The organism is Serratia sp. TMDUHS_CL (assembly GCF_037137105.1).
GTDB classification, from domain to species: domain Bacteria; phylum Pseudomonadota; class Gammaproteobacteria; order Enterobacterales; family Enterobacteriaceae; genus Serratia; species Serratia nevei.
Genome location: NZ_JBBBDV010000005.1, coordinates 245869 through 267171 on the forward strand (window position 1 = coordinate 245869; position 21303 = coordinate 267171).

Genomic DNA, 21303 nt, shown 5'->3' on the forward strand with positions numbered 1-21303 from the left:
CGCTACCGTTTGGCAGAGAATAATGTTATGCGCGTCTGTTTGCACCTGCTTTGTCGTGTGAGTGATTAAGATTGCAGCAGTTTAGGAAACAAAATGCGGGTTGTGTGACGGCGGGGGGGATTCAGTGCATGAAATAAGCAACAAATCACATAATGCGCAAAAATAACGTAGATCCGAACGGCGGCGCGCGTTTAAATAATGAACGAACTCCCGTTGCGCTGCTCGCCAAATAGCCATTCATTAAAGCGTCATAACCATGCAATAAAACTCGGGCAAAAAGTTTGCACTCTGCCTTGCGTAAGGTTTGGTAAAAGTTAAATCCCCAACCCGGCGCGTAAATGGTAATACCATCACGGCGTTACCGGTTTGCAGCGGGGTTTTCAGCGGGGTGTTAAAATGTGCGGGTAACCTGATTTCGATCAAGGCCCGTATGGACAGGAGGTGAATACTTTGTTACTTTACCGTCACGTTTTTGAAATTGGTATTACCAATTGACTCCGCGCCATTCGCAGAGAAGAATTCACTCATGGCCTACAGCAAAATCCGCCAACCCAAGTTGTCAGATGTTATCGAGCAACAGCTCGAATACCTGATCCTCGAGGGGACACTGCGCCCAGGCGAAAAACTGCCTCCGGAGCGCGAGCTGGCGAAACAATTTGATGTCTCCCGTCCTTCTCTGAGAGAGGCCATTCAGCGCCTGGAAGCGAAAGGGCTGCTCCTGCGCCGTCAGGGCGGCGGCACCTTCGTGCAAACTAATCTGTGGCAGAGCTTCAGCGATCCGCTGGCCGAGCTGCTGGCCGACCATCCCGAATCACAGTTCGATCTGCTGGAAACCCGTCACGCGCTGGAAGGCATTGCCGCCTATTACGCGGCGCTGCGCGGCACCGATGAAGATCTGGCGCGCATCCGCGACTGCCATATCGTGATTCAACAGGCTCAAGACAGCGGCGATCTCGACGCCGAAGCCGATGCGGTCATGCAGTATCAAATCGCCGTGACCGAAGCTGCCCACAACGTTGTGTTACTTCACCTGCTACGCTGCATGGGGCCGATGCTGGAACAGAACGTGCGTCAGAACTTTGAATTGCTCTACTCGCGCCGTGAGATGTTGGCAAAAGTGAGCAGCCACCGCGCCGGAATTTTTGAGGCGATTGTGGCACGCGAGCCGGAAAAGGCCCGTGAAGCCTCGCATCGCCACTTGGCGTTTATCGAGGAAATCTTGCTGGATCTCAGCCGGGAGCATACTCGGCGCGAGAGATCGCTACGGCGTCTCCAGCAACGCAAGGATTAAGAGCTGTCCTCTTCAGGGTACACCAGCCTGCGGGGGTTAAGTTCGAGGTACTTAGTTAAGTACTTAAGCGGCAACTAAACTGATGGGCCTGTCTTCGTGTGTTTTTGCACAGAGCACAGGAAGACAGGCTCCAAACAAACCATTAGACAGATAAGGAATACCACCATGTCAGAACGTTTAAACAATGACGTGGATCCGATCGAAACCCGCGACTGGCTGCAGGCGATCGAATCGGTCATCCGTGAAGAGGGTGTTGAGCGAGCTCAGTTTCTGATTGATCAGGTATTGGGAGAAGCCCGCAAAGGCGGCGTTAACGTTGCGGCCGGTGCTGCAGCGCACAACTACGTCAACACCATCGCGGTAGAAGACGAACCGGCCTACCCAGGCAACCTGGATCTGGAACGCCGCATTCGCTCAGCGATCCGTTGGAACGCGATCATGACCGTTCTGCGCGCATCCAAAAAAGACCTGGAGCTGGGCGGCCACATGGCTTCCTTCCAGTCTTCCGCGACCTTCTATGAAGTCTGCTTTAACCACTTCTTCCGCGCACGCAACGAGAAAGACGGCGGCGACCTGGTGTACTTCCAGGGCCACATCTCTCCGGGCGTTTACGCGCGTGCCTTCCTTGAAGGCCGCCTGACCGAAGAACAAATGAACAACTTCCGTCAGGAAGTGCACGGCAATGGCCTGTCCTCTTACCCGCATCCTAAGCTGATGCCGGAATTCTGGCAGTTCCCGACCGTTTCCATGGGCCTGGGCCCAATCAGCGCCATCTATCAGGCGAAGTTCCTGAAATACCTGGAACATCGCGGCCTGAAAGACACCTCTGAGCAGACCGTTTACGCCTTCCTGGGCGACGGCGAGATGGATGAGCCGGAATCCAAAGGCGCCATCACCATCGCGACCCGCGAGAAGCTGGACAACCTGGTGTTCGTCATCAACTGCAACCTGCAGCGCCTGGACGGCCCGGTCACCGGCAACGGCAAGATCATCAACGAACTGGAAGGCATCTTCTCCGGCGCAGGCTGGCAGGTGCTGAAAGTGATCTGGGGCGGCCGTTGGGACGAACTGCTGCGTAAAGACACCAGCGGTAAACTGGTTCAGCTGATGAACGAGACCCTGGACGGCGACTACCAGACCTTCAAATCCAAAGATGGCGCTTACGTGCGCGAGCACTTCTTCGGCCGTTACCCAGAAACCGCGGCGCTGGTCAAAGACATGACCGACGACGAAATCTGGGCGCTGAACCGTGGTGGTCACGATCCGAAGAAAATCTTCGCTGCACTGAAAAAAGCGCAGGACACCAAAGGCAAACCGACCGTTATCCTGGCCCACACCATCAAAGGTTACGGCATGGGTGAAACCGCGGAAGGTAAAAACATCGCTCACCAGGTGAAGAAAATGAACATGGAAGGGGTTCACCACTTCCGCGATCGTTTCAACGTGCCGGTTGCCGATGCTGACATCGAAAAACTGCCGTACATCACCTTCGAGAAAGAGTCCGAAGAGTACAAATACCTGCACGAACGTCGCCAGGCGCTGAAAGGCTACGTGCCGACGCGTCTGCCGGAGTTCACTCAGAAGCTGGAAATGCCGGCGCTGGAAGATTTCAGCTCGCTGCTGGAAGAGCAGAACAAAGAGATCTCCACCACTATCGCCTTCGTGCGTGCCCTGAACGTGATGCTGAAGAACAAGTCGATCAAAGATCGCCTGGTGCCAATCATCGCCGACGAAGCGCGTACCTTCGGTATGGAAGGTCTGTTCCGTCAGATCGGTATCTACAGCCCGAACGGCCAGCAGTACACTCCGCAGGACCGTGAGCAGGTGGCTTACTACAAAGAAGACGAGAAAGGCCAAATCCTGCAGGAAGGCATCAACGAACTGGGTGCAGCCTCTTCCTGGCTGGCCGCAGCGACTTCCTACAGCACCAACGATCTGCCGATGATTCCGTTCTACATCTACTACTCGATGTTCGGTTTCCAACGTATCGGCGACCTGTGCTGGGCAGCGGGCGACCAACAGGCGCGCGGCTTCCTGATCGGCGGCACCTCGGGCCGTACTACCCTGAACGGCGAAGGTCTGCAGCACGAAGATGGCCACAGCCACATTCAGTCTCTGACCATCCCTAACTGCATCTCTTACGATCCGGCTTACGCGTACGAAGTGGCGGTGATCATGCACGACGGTCTGGTGCGCATGTATGGCGACAACCCGGAAAACGTGTACTACTACCTGACCACGCTGAACGAAAACTACCACATGCCTGCGATGCCGCAGGGTGCGGAAGAAGGTATCCGCAAGGGTATCTACAAGCTGGAAACGCTGGAAGGCAGCAAAGGCAAGGTACAGCTGCTGGGCTCCGGTGCCATCCTGCGCCACGTGCGCGAAGCTGCGCAGATCCTGGCGAAGGACTACGGCGTGGGTTCCGACACCTACAGCGTGACCTCGTTCACCGAACTGGCGCGCGACGGCCAGGACTGCGAGCGCTGGAACATGCTGCACCCAACCGAAACGCCACGCGTGCCTTACATCGCTCAGGTGATGAGCGACGCGCCGGCGGTAGCTTCTACCGACTATATGAAACTGTTCGCCGAACAGGTTCGTACTTATGTGCCGGCCAGCGATTATCGCGTACTGGGCACCGACGGCTTCGGTCGTTCGGACAGCCGCGAAAACCTGCGTCACCACTTCGAAGTCGATGCATCCTACGTGGTGGTTGCTGCTCTGGGTGAACTGGCTAAACGCGGTGAGATCGAAGCTTCTGTGGTTGCCGATGCAATCAAGAAATTCGACATCAACCCGGAAAAAGTTAACCCGCGTCTGGCCTAAGAGGTACTGAATAATGTCTATCGAAATCAACGTACCGGACATCGGTGCAGATGAAGTCGAAATCACCGAGATTCTGGTGAAGGTCGGCGATAAAGTTGAAGCGGAACAATCGCTGATCACCGTGGAAGGCGACAAGGCTTCCATGGAAGTGCCCTCCCCGCAGGCGGGCGTGGTAAAAGAGATCAAAGTGGCGGTCGGCGATAAAACCGAAACCGGCAAACTGATCATGATCTTCGAAGCGGCAGGCGCAGCGGAAGCTGCACCGGCGGCGAAAGCGGAAGAAAAACCGGCAGCAGCAGCAGCTGCCCCGGCCGCCGCTGCGGCCAAAGACGTTGCCGTGCCGGACATCGGCGCTGACGAAGTCGAAGTGACCGAGATCCTGGTGAAAGTGGGCGACAAGGTGGAAGCCGAGCAGTCCCTGATCACCGTGGAAGGCGACAAGGCTTCCATGGAAGTGCCTGCGCCGTTCGCGGGCACCGTGAAAGAGATCAAGATCGCGACCGGCGACAAAGTGAAAACCGGTTCCCTGATCATGGTGTTCGAAGTGGCCGGCGCCGCTTCCGCTGCGGCCCCGGCTGCGGCGCAAGCCCCTGCCGCCGCTGCGGCCCCGGCTGCGGCGCAAGCCCCTGCCGCCGCTGCAGCACCTGCGGCCTCTGCGGCCAAAGACGTCGCCGTGCCGGATATCGGCGGTGACGAAGTCGAAGTGACCGAAGTGATGGTTAAGGTGGGCGACAAGGTTGCCGCCGAGCAGTCTCTGATCACCGTGGAAGGCGACAAGGCCTCTATGGAAGTGCCTGCACCGTTCGCGGGTACCGTTAAAGAGATCAAGATCGCGACCGGCGACAAAGTGAAAACCGGCTCCCTGATCATGGTGTTCGAAGTGGAAGGCGCTGCGCCTGCCGCTGCCGCCGCTCCAGCCGCTAAAGCGGAAGCTGCGCCGGCTCCGGCCGCCGCTAAAGCCGCCGCTCCGGCTGCGAAAGCGGATGACAAAGGCGAGTTCGCCGAGAACGCGGCATACGTGCACGCGACCCCGGTCATTCGTCGTCTGGCGCGTGAATTCGGCGTTAACCTGGCGAAAGTGAAGGGCACCGGTCGTAAAGGCCGCATCCTGCGCGAAGACGTTCAGACTTACGTGAAAGACGCGGTGAAACGCGCTGAAGCGGCTCCGGCTGCTGCCGGCGGCGGTCTGCCAGGCATGCTGCCATGGCCGAAAGTGGACTTCAGCAAGTTCGGCGAGATCGAAGAAGTCGAAATGGGCCGCATCCAGAAGATCTCTGGCGCGAACCTGAGCCGCAACTGGGTGATGATCCCGCACGTGACTCACTTCGACAAAACCGACATCACCGATCTGGAAGCGTTCCGCAAGCAGCAGAACGAAGAAGCGGCCAAGCGCAAGCTGGACGTGAAGTTCACGCCTGTCGTGTTCATCATGAAAGCCGTTGCTGCCGCTCTGGAGCAGATGCCGCGCTTCAACAGCTCGCTGTCCGAAGACGGCCAGAAGCTGACGCTGAAGAAATACATCAACATCGGCGTGGCGGTAGATACCCCGAACGGCCTGGTGGTTCCGGTGTTCAAGGACGTGAACAAGAAGAGCATCACCGAGCTGTCTCGCGAACTGATGGCCATCTCCAAGAAAGCGCGCGACGGCAAGCTGACCGCGGGCGAGATGCAGGGCGGCTGCTTCACCATCTCCAGCCTGGGCGGCATCGGGACGACCCACTTCGCGCCGATCGTCAACGCGCCGGAAGTGGCTATCCTGGGCGTCTCCAAGTCTGCGATGGAGCCGGTCTGGAACGGTAAAGAGTTCATGCCGCGCCTGATGATGCCGATGTCGCTGTCCTTCGACCACCGCGTTATCGACGGTGCCGATGGTGCGCGCTTCATCACCATCATCAACAACATGTTGTCCGACATTCGCCGTCTGGTGATGTAATGCAAAAGGGGCGCAGCATGCTGCGCCCCTGACGATTCTGTAGCAGTTTTGTCGGATTTTGCACAACTCGACAAAATTGTTGAGACACGGGTCACTCGAACACGCTTTGCAGATTATTAACAATTCTGTAAACTGCTCGCGGTGTAAGCGTCCCGGTGGATGAAGGGCGTTATGAGATCGATTAGCAATAAAAATGACGTCTGACCCGCCGGACAATCAATTAAGAGGTCATGATGAGTACTGAAATTAAAACTCAGGTCGTGGTACTTGGGGCGGGCCCGGCAGGTTACTCTGCAGCCTTTCGTTGCGCTGACTTAGGTCTTGAAACCGTTCTGGTTGAACGTTATTCCACTCTGGGCGGGGTTTGCCTGAACGTGGGATGTATCCCTTCCAAAGCACTGCTGCACGTTGCCAAAGTGATCGAAGAAGCCAAAGCGCTGGCCGAACACGGCATCGTTTTCGGCGAGCCGAAAACCGACATCGACAAAGTGCGCGTCTGGAAAGAAAAAGTCATCACTCAGCTGACCGGCGGTCTGGCTGGCATGGCGAAAGGCCGTAAAGTGAAAGTGGTCAACGGCCTGGGCAAGTTCACCGGCGCTAACACCCTGGTTGTGGAAGGCGAAAACGGCCCAACCACCATCAACTTCGACAACGCCATCATCGCTGCAGGTTCTCGTCCGATCCAACTGCCATTCATTCCTCATGAAGATCCACGCGTGTGGGATTCCACCGATGCGCTGGAACTGAAAACCGTCCCAGAGCGTCTGCTGGTTATGGGCGGCGGCATCATCGGCCTGGAAATGGGCACCGTATACCATGCGCTGGGTTCACAGATCGACGTCGTTGAAATGTTCGATCAGGTTATCCCGGCGGCAGATAAAGACGTGGTGAAAGTCTTCACCAAACGTATCAGCAAGCAGTTCAACCTGATGCTGGAAACCAAAGTGACCGCGGTAGAAGCCAAAGAAGACGGCATCTACGTCACGATGGAAGGTAAAAAAGCGCCGGCAGAACCACAGCGTTACGACGCGGTGCTGGTGGCGATCGGCCGCGTGCCGAACGGCAAACTGCTGGATGCCGGTAAAGCCGGTGTTGAAGTTGACGAGCGTGGCTTCATCAACGTCGACAAACAGCTGCGCACCAACGTGCCGCACATCTTCGCTATCGGCGACATCGTCGGTCAGCCGATGCTGGCGCACAAAGGCGTGCACGAAGGCCACGTTGCCGCAGAAGTTATCGCCGGCATGAAGCACTACTTCGATCCGAAAGTGATCCCATCCATCGCTTACACCGAGCCGGAAGTGGCATGGGTGGGTCTGACCGAGAAAGAAGCGAAAGAGAAAGGCATCAGCTACGAAACCTCCACCTTCCCGTGGGCGGCTTCCGGCCGTGCGATCGCTTCCGACTGTGCAGACGGCATGACCAAACTGATCTTCGACAAAGAAACTCACCGCATCATCGGTGGCGCGATTGTCGGCACCAACGGCGGCGAGCTGCTGGGTGAAATCGGTCTGGCTATCGAGATGGGCTGCGACGCGGAAGACATCGCGCTGACCATCCACGCTCACCCGACCCTGCACGAATCCGTGGGCCTGGCGGCGGAAATCTACGAAGGCAGCATCACCGACCTGCCTAACCCGAAAGCCAAGAAGAAGTAATTCTGCTGGCTTGACCGGTTAACCAGCGGCTCCTGAAAAGGGGCCGTTTTTTTTTGCTCAAACTCAGAAAGCGGTATTTTTGTGGCCGCTGCGCCAAATTCCGATCCCCCTGCTTATATCCATTCTAATTATATGGATATAATGCCCTGCTAGTCCGGCAGCCGATTACGCTGCGCTCAACGATTCAGCAAAGATTTAATGTTGCTTTTATGTGAACGAATTAACAACCGTTTCAAATCCTGATATGCTGGCTGAGCGGAACCGGGCACTGTACCTTACAGTCCAGGACATCGACAGCAGTGCCCCGTCAGGATAGATGGCATCTATATCGCCGTGCGCTCTACCCATCAGTCTTTCATGCTGTAACGCTGTTTGACCGTGCTTGTTTGCCCCAATCACCGTTTCGGGGCCTTTACGGGCCGATCGCCTAGCCACAGAGTGAAACCCCAAGGGTATAAACCCGGTTTGCATATACGCCAGGCACAATAAATGACAATGAGAGCGAGGAGAACGTCGTGCTAGAAGAATACCGTAAGCACGTAGCCGAGCGTGCTGCTGAGGGCATCGCCCCTAAGCCGCTAGACGCCACCCAAATGGCCGCGCTGGTCGAACTACTGAAGAATCCGCCAAAAGGCGAAGAAGAATTCCTGTTAGACCTGCTGATTAACCGTGTTCCACCGGGCGTCGACGAAGCCGCCTACGTCAAAGCAGGTTTCCTGGCGGCCATCGCCAAAGGCGAAGCGACATCCCCCCTGGTTACCCCCGAGAAAGCCATTGAACTGTTAGGCACCATGCAGGGCGGCTATAACATTCATCCGCTGATCGAAGCGCTGGACAACGAAACGCTGGCGCCCATCGCCGCGAAAGCGCTGTCCCACACGCTGCTGATGTTCGACAACTTCTACGACGTGGAAGAGAAGGCCAAGGCCGGTAACCCACACGCCAAGCAGATCATGCAGTCCTGGGCCGACGCCGAATGGTACCTGTCGCGCCCTGAGCTGGCGGAAAAGATCACCGTCACCGTGTTCAAAGTCACCGGCGAAACCAACACCGACGACCTTTCTCCGGCGCCGGACGCCTGGTCGCGCCCGGACATCCCGCTGCACGCGCTGGCGATGTTGAAAAACGAACGTGAAGGCATCGTGCCGGATCAGCCGGGCAGCGTCGGCCCGATCAAACAGATCGAGCTGCTGAACAAGAAAGGCTTCCCGCTGGCCTACGTCGGCGACGTGGTCGGCACCGGTTCTTCCCGTAAATCCGCTACCAACTCCGTGCTGTGGTTTATGGGCGACGACATCCCGCACGTGCCGAACAAGCGCGGCGGCGGCGTGGTGCTGGGCGGCAAGATTGCGCCTATCTTCTTCAACACCATGGAAGATGCCGGCGCCTTGCCGATCGAAGTGGACGTGTCCGAGCTGAACATGGGCGACGTGATCGACGTTTACCCGTACAAAGGTGAAGTGCGCAACCACGAGACCGGTGCGCTGATCGCCAACTTCGAGCTGAAAACCGACGTGCTGCTGGATGAAGTGCGCGCCGGCGGCCGTATCCCGCTGATCATCGGCCGCGGTCTGACCACCAAGGCGCGCGAAGCGCTGGGTCTGCCGCACAGCGAGGTGTTCCGTATCGCCAAACCGGTTGCCGCGAGCAGCAAAGGCTTCTCGCTGGCGCAGAAAATGGTCGGCCGCGCCTGCGGCGTCGCCGGTATTCGCCCTGGCGAATACTGCGAACCGAAGATGACCTCCGTCGGTTCTCAGGACACCACCGGCCCGATGACCCGCGATGAGTTGAAAGACCTGGCCTGCCTCGGCTTCTCTGCCGATCTGGTCATGCAGTCGTTCTGCCACACCGCCGCGTATCCGAAACCGGTCGACGTGACCACGCACCATACGCTGCCTGACTTCATCATGAACCGCGGCGGCGTCTCGCTGCGTCCGGGCGACGGCGTGATCCACTCCTGGCTGAACCGCATGTTGCTGCCTGACACCGTCGGCACCGGCGGCGATTCCCACACCCGCTTCCCGATCGGCATCTCCTTCCCGGCCGGTTCCGGCCTGGTGGCGTTTGCCGCCGCGACCGGCGTGATGCCGCTGGATATGCCTGAGTCGGTGCTGGTGCGCTTCAAAGGCAAAATGCAGCCGGGCATCACCCTGCGCGATCTGGTGCACGCCATCCCTTACTACGCGATCCAGCAAGGCTTGCTGACCGTCGAGAAGAAGGGCAAGAAAAACATCTTCTCCGGCCGTATTCTGGAGATCGAAGGCCTGCCGGATCTGAAGGTTGAGCAGGCGTTTGAGCTGACCGATGCGTCCGCCGAACGTTCCGCCGCCGGTTGTACCATCAAGCTGGACAAGGCGCCGATCGAAGAGTACCTGAACTCCAACATCGTGCTGCTGAAGTGGATGATCTCCGAAGGCTACGGCGATCGCCGTACGCTGGAGCGCCGTATTCAGGGCATGGAAAAATGGCTGGCGGATCCGCAGCTGCTGGAAGGCGATGCGGATGCGGAATACGCGGCGGTGATCGACATCGATCTGAACGAGATCAAAGAGCCGATCCTGTGCGCGCCGAACGATCCTGACGATGCGCGCCTGCTGTCTGACGTGGCCAACAGCAAAATCGATGAAGTGTTCATCGGTTCTTGCATGACCAACATCGGCCACTTCCGCGCGGCCGGCAAGCTGCTGGATCAGCACAAGGGCCAGCTGCCGACCCGTCTGTGGGTGGCGCCGCCAACCAAGATGGACGCGGCTCAGCTGACCGAAGAAGGCTACTACAGCGTCTTCGGCAAGAGCGGGGCGCGCATCGAGATCCCGGGCTGTTCGCTGTGCATGGGCAACCAGGCTCGCGTGGCGGACGGTGCGACGGTGGTCTCCACCTCGACCCGTAACTTCCCGAACCGTCTGGGCACCGGTGCCAACGTCTATCTGGCGTCTGCCGAACTGGCTGCGGTTGCGTCCCTGCTGGGCCGCCTGCCGACGCCGGACGAGTACCAGACCTATATGGCGCAGGTCGACAAGACGGCGGCGGATACCTACCGCTATCTGAACTTTGACCAACTGGGGCAGTACACCGAAAAAGCCGACGGCGTGATCTTCCAGACCGCGGTTTAATTCAGCGTCAATCCCAAGCAGCGGGGCCCTTTCCAGGGCCCCGTTTTTTTTATTTTACGTTCAAAGCCAGCCCGCTATTTTTTGAATATTTCCACGTGGATATCTTTGTGATCGCTCTCTTGCCCGGTGGCGGAGATGATGCGATAGAAGCAGTCCTTCCCATCCAGCCCGCTGAGTTCATTACATTTCTTATCAACCTCTGAGGAAATATATTTATGGCCGACGGTAGGCACGCCGGTCTGCTGAATGGAGAGATCGCCAAGTTTGGTGTAGTTGGCTGATTCCTCAAGCGTTATTTGTTTGGCGGCGAACGCCGATGCAGAAAACATCATGCTCAGTGCGATAATGGAGGTTATGTATTTCATGGCACACATCCTGATCGTGGTGATAGGTATGAAGGAGGTGAGAACACCTCTGGCCGCTGGTGCACATAATTAGAGCTCCTTTATTTAAAAGCTAATCGATATTGAGGGGATGTCAATAAAGCCGCGTCGCGCCAGGAATTAATAACTTGTTTATTTTAAAGGGAAAATATAATCCCGATAAAATCATGACATACATCTCCACGGTATCTACATGATTCAAATAAATAACCCGCGCTCGGCGGATTATCCGCAGACTTTCCGCATGGCGGGCAAGCGCCGCGCGGCGATGACGCACCGCTTCGCTTTCCTTGAGCGATTGCGGCCGGCGTCTTCCCATCGCCGCCGCAAGCCGCTATATTGCGCGCCGCCGAGGTTTTATTTGGCCGAGTTGCCAACTTTGCGAGCGCTCACTGAGTTAGCAATCAATTTATGTTTACACTAAGAAAAAGGGCTCAGGAGGGCATGCTATGGATTACGAATTTCTGCGTGACGTCACCGGTCAGGTGATCGTCAGATTTTCGATGGGGCATGAAGCGATTGGCCACTGGATCAACGAAGAAGTCAAAGGCGATTTCAACCTGCTGGACCGCATAGAAGCCGGTGCGGCCGAGGTCAAAGGTAGCGAGCGTCAATGGCAGCTGGAAGGCCATGAATATACGCTGTTGATGGATGGTGAAGAAGTGATGATCCGCGCCAATCAGCTGGAGTTTGAAGGCGATGAAATGGAAGAGGGCATGAACTACTACGACGAAGAAAGCCTCTCATTCTGCGGCGTTGAGGATTTCCTGCTGGTGTTGAAGGCCTATCGTTCTTTCATGCTGAAGTACTAAGCATCAGGGCGCGGCGTGCCGCGCCCTTTCCATTACAGATGCGGGATATTGCGGCCGTAATAGATTTCCTGCATCTCTTTCCATAACAGATCGGTGATCCGCTTGCGCTCGGCGGCGCTCAACGCTTCCGGCTCCGCGTTGAACAGGTAGTGCTTCAGATCGAAATCTTTCAGCAACATCTTGGTATGGAAGATATTTTCCTGGTAAACGTTCACGTCCATCATGTGGTACAGCGCTTTGATGTCTTCTGACATAAAGTTCTGGATCGAATTGATCTCATGATCGATGTAATGTTTCACGCCGTTCACGTCGCGGGTAAAACCGCGCACGCGATAGTCCATGGTGACGATGTCGGATTCCAGCTGGTGAATTAAATAGTTCAGCGCCTTGAGGGGCGAAATGACGCCGCAGGTCGAGACTTCGATATCGGCGCGAAAGGTGCACAATCCGCCTTCCGGATGGCTTTCCGGGTAGGTGTGTACGCAGATGTGGCTCTTGTCCAGGTGCGCGACGACCGTGTTTGGCAGCGGGCCGGGATGTTCCGACGTATCGACGTCTTTCGGATCGATCGGCTCTTCGCTGACCAGGATGGTGACGCTGGCGCCCTGCGGCTCGTAGTCCTGACGTGCGATGTTCAGAATATTGGCGCCGATGATAGAGCAGGTCTCGCTCAGGATCTCGGTCAGCCGGTTGGCATTATATTGTTCGTCAATGTAGGCGATATAGCCGTCGCGATCGTCCGCGGTCTTGGCGTAACAAATATCGTAAATACAAAAACTCAGGCTCTTGGTCAGGTTGTTGAAGCCGTGCAGTTTTAGCTTATGCAATTTGGGCCACCTCCTTTATCTTCTCGTTTAACGTGTTACGTTCAGGGCATTGAGCAAATATTGCGGCAGGGCAAAGCTGCCGACGTGAATTGCCGGGTTGTAATAACGGCAGTGTAGGCCGCTTTGGTTAAAGCGCTGTTGCAGAGTAGGCAGATCGAGCTGGCGCAGCGCCGGGTTCTGGCTCGCCCAGGCAAAGGTCATGATGCCGCCGTAATAGGTTGGGATCGCTGCCTGATAGAAGCTGACGTCGCTAAAGTAGCCGCTCAGTTTGGCGTGGCTGTTGACCGCTTCGTCCTGCTGCAGGAAACAGACGCCGTTTTGCGCGACGAAAATGCCGCCCTCATTCAGGCAGCGGGCGCAGCCTTCATAAAACGCCGAGGTGAACAGGCTTTCGCCGGGGCCGATCGGATCGGTGCAGTCGGAGATGATCACATCGAAGGTTTCGTCGGTTTGGTTCACGAAGTTGACGCCGTCGTCGATCACCAGCTTGAAGCGCGGATCGTCATAGGCGCCGGCGCTGTGGTTGGGCAGGTATTGGCGGCAGAACTCGACGACGCCGGCGTCGATTTCGACCATGGTGATCTGCTCCACGCCAGGGTGCCGGCTGACTTCGCGCAGCATGCCGCCGTCGCCGCCGCCGATGATCAGCACTTTCTTCGCCGCGCCGTGCGCCAGCAGCGGCACGTGGGTCAGCATTTCGTGATAGATGAACTCGTCACGCTCGGTGGTTTGCACCACGCCGTCGAGCGCCATCACGCGCCCCAGCACTGGGTTCTCGAAGATCACCAGATCCTGATGATCGGTCTTCTCGCGGTACAGCACTTTCTCTACCGAGAAGTACTGGCCGAAGCCCGTATGCAGCGTTTCGTACCAAATTTCTTTCTGGGCCATGTGCGGGATACTCCGTAATAACAGCCATGAAAAATCGGCGCAACATCATAGCTAACTCTGCCTGGCGATGCACGGTTGAATTTCAGACAGAGAGAGCGTTAGGCGGGCGGGAGAAGGGGGGAAATTAGTTGGCGTAGGCCAGCAGGCTCAAAGAGTCGCGCGCCAGCGATTTGCATTTTTTAGGCGTTGGAATGGCGATGCCGCTGAGATCGCGGTAGCTGTCTTCGCCCAGCGCCTTCATATTGAAGCTGTTGTAATTGCTCAAATCCCAGCGGTTTTGTTGCGCAAAATAAACGATGGCGCGTTTGATTTGCGCATTTGGCAAATCGTTGTAGCCGCAATCATTTTTCAAATAAATAAATACCGCCGTCAGATCGGCCAGATCTTCCGCCTCGGATTCATTCAGCGCCAGACTGGCGTTGGAGAAGCCCAGCATCGCCAGCAACAGCATCGATAACGTTGTTTTTTTCATCATGAAATAGGCCTGTTTGTCGTTTGCAGACGTTACCACACTTGCCTGTAAAGGCACCAAATTTTATTGCCGCTGGGCGCGGCCTCGCGTTCGTCAATGGCGCTCTCTTGATTGTGAGGCATAGCTTAAAATACCGCCAGGAAAGGCTTGACCTTCCGCCAGGGGGAAGGTTTAGGCTGGCGGCATTGAGTTATGTCACTGAGAAAAGGGAGTCAGCGATGTTACGCCGTGATTTTATTAAATTAACCGCCGCGCTGGGCGCCGCGAGCGCATTGCCGTTATGGAGCCGGGCCGCCTGGGCGGCCGATCGGCCGGCCCTGCCGGTACCGCCGCTGTTGACGCCGGACGCGCAGGGAAAGATTGCGCTGGCGCTGCAGGCGGGGGAAACCCGCTGGTTGCCCGGCGCCGCCACCAAAACCTGGGGATTCAACGGCGCGCTGCTCGGGCCGGCGGTGAAGCTGCAGCGTGGCCAGCCGGTAACGGTTGATATCAAAAACAGGCTGGCGGAGGCCAGCACCGTCCACTGGCACGGCCTGGAGATTCCCGGCGACGTCGATGGCGGCCCGCAGGCATTGATTCATCCCGGCGCGACGCGCACGGTGAATTTCACCGTCGATCAACCGGCGGCCACCTGCTGGTTCCACCCGCATACGCACGGTAAAACCGGCAGCCAGGTGATGATGGGGCTGGCGGGGCTGGTGCTGCTGGAAGACGAAGAGAGCGCCAAACTGCCGCTGCCGAAAACCTGGGGACAGGATGATATTCCGGTGATCCTGCAGGATAAGCGGCTGGGCAAAGACGCGCAGATCGAATACCGCCTGGACGTGATGAGTGCGGCGGTGGGCTGGTTTGGCGACCGCATGTTCACCAACGGCGCGCAGTATCCACAACATCTGGCGCCGCGCGGTTGGCTGCGCCTGCGTTTCCTCAACGGCTGCAACGCCCGCTCGCTGAATCTGGCGGCCAGTGACAACCGCCCGCTGTATGTCATTGCCAGCGACGGCGGTTTCCTGGCGGAGCCGGTGAAACTGACCGAGCTGCCGATGCTGATGGGCGAACGCTTTGAAGTGTTGGTCGATGCCTCGGATGGGAAAGCGTTCGATATCGTGACGCTGCCGGTGAAGCAGATGGGCATGACGCTGGCGCCGTTCGATCAAGCGCTGCCGGTGTTGCGCATTCAGCCGTCGCTGGCGCAGGGCATCAAAACCCTGCCGGACAGTCTGGTGAAGCTGCCGACGTTGCCTGCCACCACCGGCATCCAGGAGCGTTGGCTGCAGCTGATGATGGATCCGCAGCTGGATATGCTCGGTATGCAGGCGCTGATGGACCGCTATGGTCACCAGGCGATGGCCGGCATGAGCATGAATCATGGCGCGACGGGCGGCGCAGATATGAAAGGCATGGAGAAGGGCGGCATGCAGAGCATGGACCATGGCAACATGAAAGGCATGGAGAAGGGCGGCATGCAGGGCATGGACCATGGCAACATGGGCAACATGAAGGGCATGGATCATGGCAATATGGCCGGGATGGATCACGGTGGCGCGCAGGGCAAAGCCAAACCGTTCGATTTCAGCCACGGCAACATGATCAACGGCAAGGCCTTCGATATGACCAAGCCGATGTTCGCCGCCAAACGGGGCCAGTATGAAAAGTGGACCATTTCCGGTGAGGGCGACATGATGTTGCACCCGTTCCACATTCACGGTACCCAGTTCCGCATCTTGTCGGAAAACGGCAAACCGCCGGCGGCGCATCGCAGCGGCTGGAAGGACACGGTGCGCGTCGAAGGATGGCGCAGTGAAGTGCTGGTGCGTTTTGACCATCCGGCCAGCAGCGAACATGCGTACATGGCCCACTGCCACCTGTTGGAACATGAAGATACCGGCATGATGATGGGCTTCACCGTCGCCGATTGATGGCGGCCCGGTGCTCCGGTGGTGGCGCGCTCGCGTCGCCACCGGCGAAAGGCTATGCTAAACTCTGCGCCTTTCTTCCGGCAACTGACCTGAATACTATGAAACACACTGTAGACGTAATGATTTCCGAGCAGGAAGTTAAGACCCGTATCGCCGAACTTGGCCGCCAGATCACCGAACATTACCGCGAAAGCGGCAGTGACATGGTGCTGGTCGGGCTGCTGCGCGGCTCCTTTATGTTCATGGCCGATCTCTGCCGCGCGATCGACGTGCCGCACGAAGTCGACTTTATGACCGCCTCCAGCTACGGCAGCGGCATGTCCACCACCCGCGACGTGAAGATCCTCAAGGATCTGGACGAAGACATTCGCGGCAAAGACGTGCTGATCGTGGAAGACATCATCGATTCCGGCAACACGCTGAACAAAGTGCGCGAGATTTTGGCGCTGCGCGGGCCGAAATCGCTGGCGATTTGCACCTTGCTGGACAAACCTGAGCGCCGTGAAGTGCAGGTGCCGGTCGAATATGTCGGTTTCTCGATCCCGGATGAGTTCGTGGTGGGGTATGGCATCGACTACGCTCAGCGCTACCGTCACCTGCCGTACGTCGGCAAAGTGGTGCTGCTGGACGAGTAATCGATGTGGGGCGCGGCAAGCCGCGCCCGCGGCGGGATTATACGCCTTTATCCTGCTTCAGTTTGGCTATCGCTTTGCGGTAGCCCATCTCCAGGCTCTCGCGGCTGGTCGCCAGCACTTCCATATCGCGCAGACGGCCGTCCTGAATGCCGTACACCCAACCGTGGATCATCACCTTCTGGCCGCGCTTCCAGGCGGACTGCATGATGGTGGAGTGGCCCAGGTTGTACACCTGCTCAATGACGTTGATCTCGCACAGCATGTCGAAACGCTGTTCCGGCGGCACCTCGCCCAGCAGCGAGCTGTGCTTGTACCACAGGTCGCGAATGTGCAGCAGCCAGTTGTCGATCAATCCCAGCTCCGGGTTTTCCACCGCCGCCTGCACGCCGCCGCAGCCCAGGTGGCCGCAGATGATGATGTGTTCGACTTCCAGCACATCTACCGCATACTGCACCACCGACAGGCAGTTAAGATCGGTATGGATAACGAGGTTCGCCACGTTGCGATGGACGAACAGTTCGCCCGGCTCGAGGCCGGTCAGGCGTTCGGCGGGAACGCGGCTGTCAGAGCAACCAATCCATAAGAAACGGGGCTTTTGCGCCTGGGCTAAACGTTCAAAAAATTCCGGGTCTTCCTGACTGATGTTGGCCGACCAGGCATGGTTGTTGGCGATAAGCGCTTCGATTTCTTTCATGGAGGTTATTGGCTCGTAACGAACAGATTGCGTTGGGGTAATATAGGGTAAGCGTCACAATTTGGAAATCGGAACAGTGGTGCACCCTCATTTTCCGCACGGATTCGACGCAGTGAAAACGCCGTCGATGCTAGGATTATTGTTATTGTTTCAAGCCTCGCAAACAGGGGGCGCGGCGGCATACTCATCGTCATAAGGTACTATTTTACATATGAATTATGCACTGGAATTAGCGCAGCTGACCAAGACTTACGCCGGTGGCGTCAAGGCGCTGCGCGGCATCGACCTGAGCGTCGAGGCGGGGGACTTTTATGCCCTTTTGGGGCCAAACGGCGCCGGTAAATCCACCACCATCGGCATCATCAGCTCGCTGGTGAACAAAACCGCCGGCAGCGTGCGGGTGTTCGGTTACGACATCGATAAAGACATCGTCAACGCCAAGCGCCAGCTCGGCCTGGTGCCGCAGGAGTTCAACTTCAACCCGTTCGAGACCGTGTTGCAGATCGTGGTGAACCAGGCGGGTTACTACGGCGTCACGCGGCGTGAAGCGATGGCGCGCGCCGAAAAATACCTCAACCAGCTGGATCTGTGGGGCAAGCGCAACGAGCGCGCCCGCATGCTGTCCGGCGGCATGAAGCGCCGCCTGATGATCGCCCGTGCGTTGATGCATCAGCCGAAGCTGCTGATCCTCGATGAGCCGACCGCCGGGGTGGATATCGAGCTGCGCCGTTCGATGTGGGGCTTCCTGAAAGAGCTGAATGCCCAGGGCACCACCATTATCCTTACCACCCACTATCTGGAAGAGGCGGAGATGCTGTGCCGCAACATCGGTATCATCCAGAACGGGGAGCTGGTGGAAAACACCTCGATGAAGGGGCTGCTGGCCAAGCTGAAGTCGGAAACCTTTATCCTCGATCTGGCGGCGAAGAGCCCGCTGCCGAAGCTGGACGGTTACCACAGCCGCCTGACGGATACCTCCACGCTGGAAGTGGAGGTGATGCGTGAGCAGGGGCTGAACGGCTTATTCGCCCAGCTGAGCGCACAGGGCGTGCAGGTGCTGAGCATGCGTAATAAGGCGAACCGCCTGGAAGAGTTGTTTGTCACCCTGGTTAACGGCAATGGAGAAAAAGCATGACGCGTTTGTATTGGGTGGCCTTGCAGAGCATCTGGGCCAAAGAGGTGAACCGCTTCGCGCGCATCTGGATCCAGACCCTGGTGCCGCCGGTGATCACCATGACGCTGTATTTCATCATCTTCGGCAATCTGATCGGCTCGCGCATCGGCGATATGCACGGCTTCAGCTACATGCAGTTCATCGTGCCCGGCCTTATCATGATGGCGGTGATCACCAACTCTTACGCCAACGTCGCCTCGTCGTTCTTCAGCGCCAAGTTCCAGCGCAACATTGAAGAACTGCTGGTGGCGCCGGTGCCGACCCACGTGGTGATCGCCGGCTATGTCGGCGGCGGCGTGGCGCGCGGCATCTGCGTCGGCGTGCTGGTGACCATCATCTCGCTGTTCTTCGTACCGCTGCAGGTACACGCCTGGTGGGTGATTGCGCTGACGCTGTTGTTGACGGCAATCCTGTTCTCGCTGGCGGGGCTGATCAACGCGGTGTTCGCCACCACCTTCGACGACATCAGCCTGATCCCGACCTTCGTCCTGACGCCGCTGACCTACCTGGGCGGGGTGTTTTACTCGCTGTCGCTGCTGCCGCCATTCTGGCAGGCGGTGTCCAAGCTGAACCCCATCGTCTATATGATCAGCGGGTTCCGCTACGGTTTCCTCGGCATCAACGATGTGCCGCTGGCGTTCACCATGGCGGTGCTGGTGGCGTTTATCGCGGTGTTTTACCTGCTGTCCTGGTACCTGATCGAGCGCGGCCGCGGCCTGCGCAGCTGATCGTATCGTGCCCCCGCTTTCCCGGCGGGGGCGCTTTTCTTGATTTGGCGCAGGCGGCGCGTAAATCAATAGAATTGCTCAGATAACCGCTAGTTCCCCGCTGTTCAAATCGTGCTATGCTGGCGCTCCACATTTCCTTCACTTTTGTCATTACGCACTCGTAAGCAGAACATCATCATGCGGCCTCAATACAAGTTAGCGGCTGGGTTACTCGGCATTCTGATGTCGTTGGTTTCCCCTGTGAGCCTGGCGAATCTGCTGTCGGAAGACAGCGCGGTTAAATCTGAATACATGGAAGCGCAGCGCGACAGCGAAGTCTATGCGTTGGTGGGCGAGCATGTGATCCCGGTCGGGGAAGTGAAGCGCGGGCAGCTGATCCAGGTGTTCCCGGCGGATGCGGAGTACTACGAATTCAAATTCGGGCACGGCACCGGCTTTATCGATAAAGACGACGTGCGTGAGCTGAAGAAGTCGCGCAAGGTGCAAGACGATCTGGGCGAGCTGAACAAACCGCTGACCAACCAGAACCTGATCACCCAAAAAACGATCGACGTTTACACCGCGGCGGACAAGGACAGCGAGGTCTTCGGCACGCTGGAAGGCAACCTGCGCTATCCGATCATCGGCAAGCTGAAGGACCGGCTGAACAACACCTGGTACGAGGTCAACATCGGCGATCGGCTGGGGTTCGTCAGTGAGTTGGACTGCGAGATCGATAACGGCATCCCGGTGCTGACTTACCACCACCTGCTGAAAAACGAAGAGAACAAACGCTTCCGCCACACCTCGACCACCACCTCTGACGTGGCGTTCAGCAACCAGATGACCTACCTGAAGCAGGCGGGTTACGACACCATTTCGCTGTATCAGCTGGAAGCCTACCTGAAGAACCAGATCAACCTGCCGGGCAAGGCGATCGTGCTGACCTTCGACGACGGGCTGAAGTCGGTTTATCGCTACGCTTACCCGGTGCTGAAGGATTACGGTTTCCGCGCGACGGCGTTCATCATCTCTTCGCGCATCAAACGCCACCCGCAGAAATGGAACCCGGACTCGCTGCAGTTTATGAGCGTCTCGGAGCTGAAGCAGATTCAGGACGTGTTCGACGTGCAGTCGCACACCCACTTCCTGCACCGCACCGACGGCAATCGTCAGCCGATTTTGCTGAGCCGTTCGCTGCACAATATCGAGTTCGATTTTGAGCGTTCGCGCCGCGCGCTGTCGCAGTTCAACCCGCACGTGCTGTATCTGTCGTACCCGTTCGGCGGCTATAACCAGCGGGCGATCCAGGCGGCGCAGGATGCCGGTTTCCATCTGGCGGTGACCACGGTGCAGGGCAAGGTGAAACCGGGGGATAACCCCTATACGCTGAAGCGGCTATATATTCTGCGCACCGACTCGATCCAGACCATGGCGGATCGGATAGCCAACAAGCCGGGCACGGTGGTGGTGCAGTAAGGAAGAACGGGCGCGTAAGGCGCCCGTTTTAGTGTCAGGCGACCTGAACCGGCACGGCTTTCGCCTTGCGCTGCAGGTTGTTGTCACCTTCGAAATAGGCGACTTTCGGGTGGTGTTGGCGGGCGTCGGCGTCGGTCATTTGCACATAGGAGCAGATGATCAGCTTGTCGCCCACGCAGGCGCAGCGCGCGGCGGCGCCGTTGACCGAAATGATGCGCGAACCGCGCTCGGCGGCGATGGCGTAGGTGGAGAAGCGCTGGCCGTTATCCACGTTGTAAATATCGATCGCTTCATATTCCAGAATGCCGGCGGCCTCCAGGAAATCCTGGTCGATGGCGCAGGACCCTTCATAGTGCAAGTCAGCCTGAGTGACTTTGACGCGATGCAGCTTGCCTTGCAGCATAGTACGTATCATAGCTTTACCTAACTGAATATCGGCCTTCACAGGCGCTGGGGTTGAACATCTCTCCTGCATCCCTGCAATCT

General features: G+C 57.6%; 17 protein-coding genes. 11 read left to right on the forward strand and 6 right to left on the reverse strand.

Features of this window, described 5'->3' with window-relative positions; all coding sequences use genetic code 11:
- Window positions 1-526: 526 nt before the first annotated feature.
- The 5 genes from pdhR (at window position 527) to acnB (ending at window position 10824) form a co-directional block, all read left to right on the forward strand.
- Window positions 527-1291, forward strand: coding sequence for a pyruvate dehydrogenase complex transcriptional repressor PdhR (gene pdhR, locus WCL58_RS12555; protein ID WP_004937490.1), 765 nt, complete (start codon window positions 527-529; stop codon window positions 1289-1291).
- A gap of 165 nt (window positions 1292-1456) precedes the next feature.
- Complete coding sequence (aceE, locus tag WCL58_RS12560; protein ID WP_025304233.1) at window positions 1457-4120, forward strand: pyruvate dehydrogenase (acetyl-transferring), homodimeric type; 2664 nt, start codon at window positions 1457-1459, stop codon at window positions 4118-4120.
- 13 nt (window positions 4121-4133) lie between these two features.
- A complete protein-coding gene (gene aceF, locus WCL58_RS12565) occupies window positions 4134-6053 on the forward strand; it encodes a pyruvate dehydrogenase complex dihydrolipoyllysine-residue acetyltransferase (RefSeq protein ID WP_336851237.1) in 1920 nt (639 codons plus the stop codon).
- A gap of 233 nt (window positions 6054-6286) precedes the next feature.
- The gene (lpdA, locus tag WCL58_RS12570) at window positions 6287-7711 is read left to right on the forward strand and encodes a dihydrolipoyl dehydrogenase (protein WP_004937500.1); all 1425 of its coding nucleotides are present in this window, start codon (window positions 6287-6289) and stop codon (window positions 7709-7711) included.
- Between the two features lie 515 nt (window positions 7712-8226).
- Window positions 8227-10824 (forward strand): bifunctional aconitate hydratase 2/2-methylisocitrate dehydratase, encoded by a 2598-nt coding sequence (gene acnB / locus WCL58_RS12575; protein ID WP_060422679.1) that lies wholly within the window; start codon window positions 8227-8229, stop codon window positions 10822-10824.
- A gap of 74 nt (window positions 10825-10898) precedes the next feature.
- Here acnB and WCL58_RS12580 read toward each other — a convergent pair whose 3' ends face one another.
- Window positions 10899-11189 carry a hypothetical protein gene (locus WCL58_RS12580; protein ID WP_064291158.1) on the reverse strand — a complete coding sequence of 97 codons (291 nt, stop codon included), beginning with the start codon at window positions 11187-11189 and terminating at the stop codon, window positions 10899-10901.
- A 467-nt stretch (window positions 11190-11656) separates the two neighbouring features.
- Here WCL58_RS12580 and yacL point away from each other — a divergent pair, with 467 nt between their 5' ends.
- Entirely contained in the window at window positions 11657-12019 is a 363-nt protein-coding gene (gene yacL / locus WCL58_RS12585; RefSeq protein ID WP_004937507.1) for a protein YacL, read from the forward strand.
- Between the two features lie 32 nt (window positions 12020-12051).
- Here yacL and speD read toward each other — a convergent pair whose 3' ends face one another.
- From speD to WCL58_RS12600, 3 genes are all read right to left on the reverse strand, one after another.
- Complete coding sequence (gene speD, locus WCL58_RS12590; protein WP_141966679.1) at window positions 12052-12846, reverse strand: adenosylmethionine decarboxylase; 795 nt, start codon at window positions 12844-12846, stop codon at window positions 12052-12054.
- Between the two features lie 27 nt (window positions 12847-12873).
- The gene (speE, locus tag WCL58_RS12595; protein ID WP_336851238.1) at window positions 12874-13737 is read right to left on the reverse strand and encodes a polyamine aminopropyltransferase; all 864 of its coding nucleotides are present in this window, start codon (window positions 13735-13737) and stop codon (window positions 12874-12876) included.
- Window positions 13738-13861: 124 nt separating this feature from the next.
- Window positions 13862-14209, reverse strand: a complete 348-nt coding sequence (locus tag WCL58_RS12600) for a YacC family pilotin-like protein (protein WP_004937515.1) — start codon at window positions 14207-14209, stop codon at window positions 13862-13864.
- A 218-nt stretch (window positions 14210-14427) separates the two neighbouring features.
- On the opposite strand from WCL58_RS12600, the gene cueO reads away from it, so the two are divergent.
- Entirely contained in the window at window positions 14428-16128 is a 1701-nt protein-coding gene (cueO, locus tag WCL58_RS12605; protein WP_336851239.1) for a multicopper oxidase CueO, read from the forward strand.
- Window positions 16129-16226: 98 nt separating this feature from the next.
- Entirely contained in the window at window positions 16227-16763 is a 537-nt protein-coding gene (hpt, locus tag WCL58_RS12610; RefSeq protein ID WP_141966685.1) for a hypoxanthine phosphoribosyltransferase, read from the forward strand.
- A 37-nt stretch (window positions 16764-16800) separates the two neighbouring features.
- Here the strand turns inward: hpt and can are convergent, their stop codons facing one another.
- A complete protein-coding gene (can, locus tag WCL58_RS12615; protein ID WP_141966687.1) occupies window positions 16801-17457 on the reverse strand; it encodes a carbonate dehydratase in 657 nt (218 codons plus the stop codon).
- A 211-nt stretch (window positions 17458-17668) separates the two neighbouring features.
- Between can and WCL58_RS12620 the strand changes: the two genes are divergently transcribed.
- The 3 genes from WCL58_RS12620 (at window position 17669) to WCL58_RS12630 (ending at window position 20817) form a co-directional block, all read left to right on the forward strand.
- Window positions 17669-18592 (forward strand): ABC transporter ATP-binding protein, encoded by a 924-nt coding sequence (locus WCL58_RS12620; protein WP_015379030.1) that lies wholly within the window; start codon window positions 17669-17671, stop codon window positions 18590-18592.
- Window positions 18589-19359 carry an ABC transporter permease gene (locus WCL58_RS12625; RefSeq protein ID WP_004937535.1) on the forward strand — a complete coding sequence of 257 codons (771 nt, stop codon included), beginning with the start codon at window positions 18589-18591 and terminating at the stop codon, window positions 19357-19359. The genes WCL58_RS12620 and WCL58_RS12625 overlap by 4 nt, the downstream gene beginning before the upstream one ends.
- A gap of 177 nt (window positions 19360-19536) precedes the next feature.
- Complete coding sequence (locus tag WCL58_RS12630; protein ID WP_055311947.1) at window positions 19537-20817, forward strand: polysaccharide deacetylase family protein; 1281 nt, start codon at window positions 19537-19539, stop codon at window positions 20815-20817.
- 34 nt (window positions 20818-20851) lie between these two features.
- Here the strand turns inward: WCL58_RS12630 and panD are convergent, their stop codons facing one another.
- Entirely contained in the window at window positions 20852-21232 is a 381-nt protein-coding gene (gene panD, locus WCL58_RS12635) for an aspartate 1-decarboxylase (RefSeq protein ID WP_004937544.1), read from the reverse strand.
- Between the last annotated feature and the right edge of the window lie 71 nt (window positions 21233-21303).

Coding starts and splice junctions, on each gene's coding strand:
- aceF (WP_336851237.1), top strand. CDS start 4,134: ATGTCTATCGAAATCAACGTACCGGACATCGGTGCAGATGAAGTCGAA.
- WCL58_RS12625 (WP_004937535.1), top strand. CDS start 18,589: ATGACGCGTTTGTATTGGGTGGCCTTGCAGAGCATCTGGGCCAAAGAG.
- speE (WP_336851238.1), bottom strand. CDS start 13,737: ATGGCCCAGAAAGAAATTTGGTACGAAACGCTGCATACGGGCTTCGGC.
- WCL58_RS12600 (WP_004937515.1), bottom strand. CDS start 14,209: ATGAAAAAAACAACGTTATCGATGCTGTTGCTGGCGATGCTGGGCTTC.
- lpdA (WP_004937500.1), top strand. CDS start 6,287: ATGAGTACTGAAATTAAAACTCAGGTCGTGGTACTTGGGGCGGGCCCG.
- aceE (WP_025304233.1), top strand. CDS start 1,457: ATGTCAGAACGTTTAAACAATGACGTGGATCCGATCGAAACCCGCGAC.
- can (WP_141966687.1), bottom strand. CDS start 17,457: ATGAAAGAAATCGAAGCGCTTATCGCCAACAACCATGCCTGGTCGGCC.
- cueO (WP_336851239.1), top strand. CDS start 14,428: ATGTTACGCCGTGATTTTATTAAATTAACCGCCGCGCTGGGCGCCGCG.
- panD (WP_004937544.1), bottom strand. CDS start 21,232: ATGATACGTACTATGCTGCAAGGCAAGCTGCATCGCGTCAAAGTCACT.
- pdhR (WP_004937490.1), top strand. CDS start 527: ATGGCCTACAGCAAAATCCGCCAACCCAAGTTGTCAGATGTTATCGAG.
- WCL58_RS12620 (WP_015379030.1), top strand. CDS start 17,669: ATGAATTATGCACTGGAATTAGCGCAGCTGACCAAGACTTACGCCGGT.
- WCL58_RS12630 (WP_055311947.1), top strand. CDS start 19,537: ATGCGGCCTCAATACAAGTTAGCGGCTGGGTTACTCGGCATTCTGATG.
- yacL (WP_004937507.1), top strand. CDS start 11,657: ATGGATTACGAATTTCTGCGTGACGTCACCGGTCAGGTGATCGTCAGA.
- WCL58_RS12580 (WP_064291158.1), bottom strand. CDS start 11,189: ATGAAATACATAACCTCCATTATCGCACTGAGCATGATGTTTTCTGCA.
- hpt (WP_141966685.1), top strand. CDS start 16,227: ATGAAACACACTGTAGACGTAATGATTTCCGAGCAGGAAGTTAAGACC.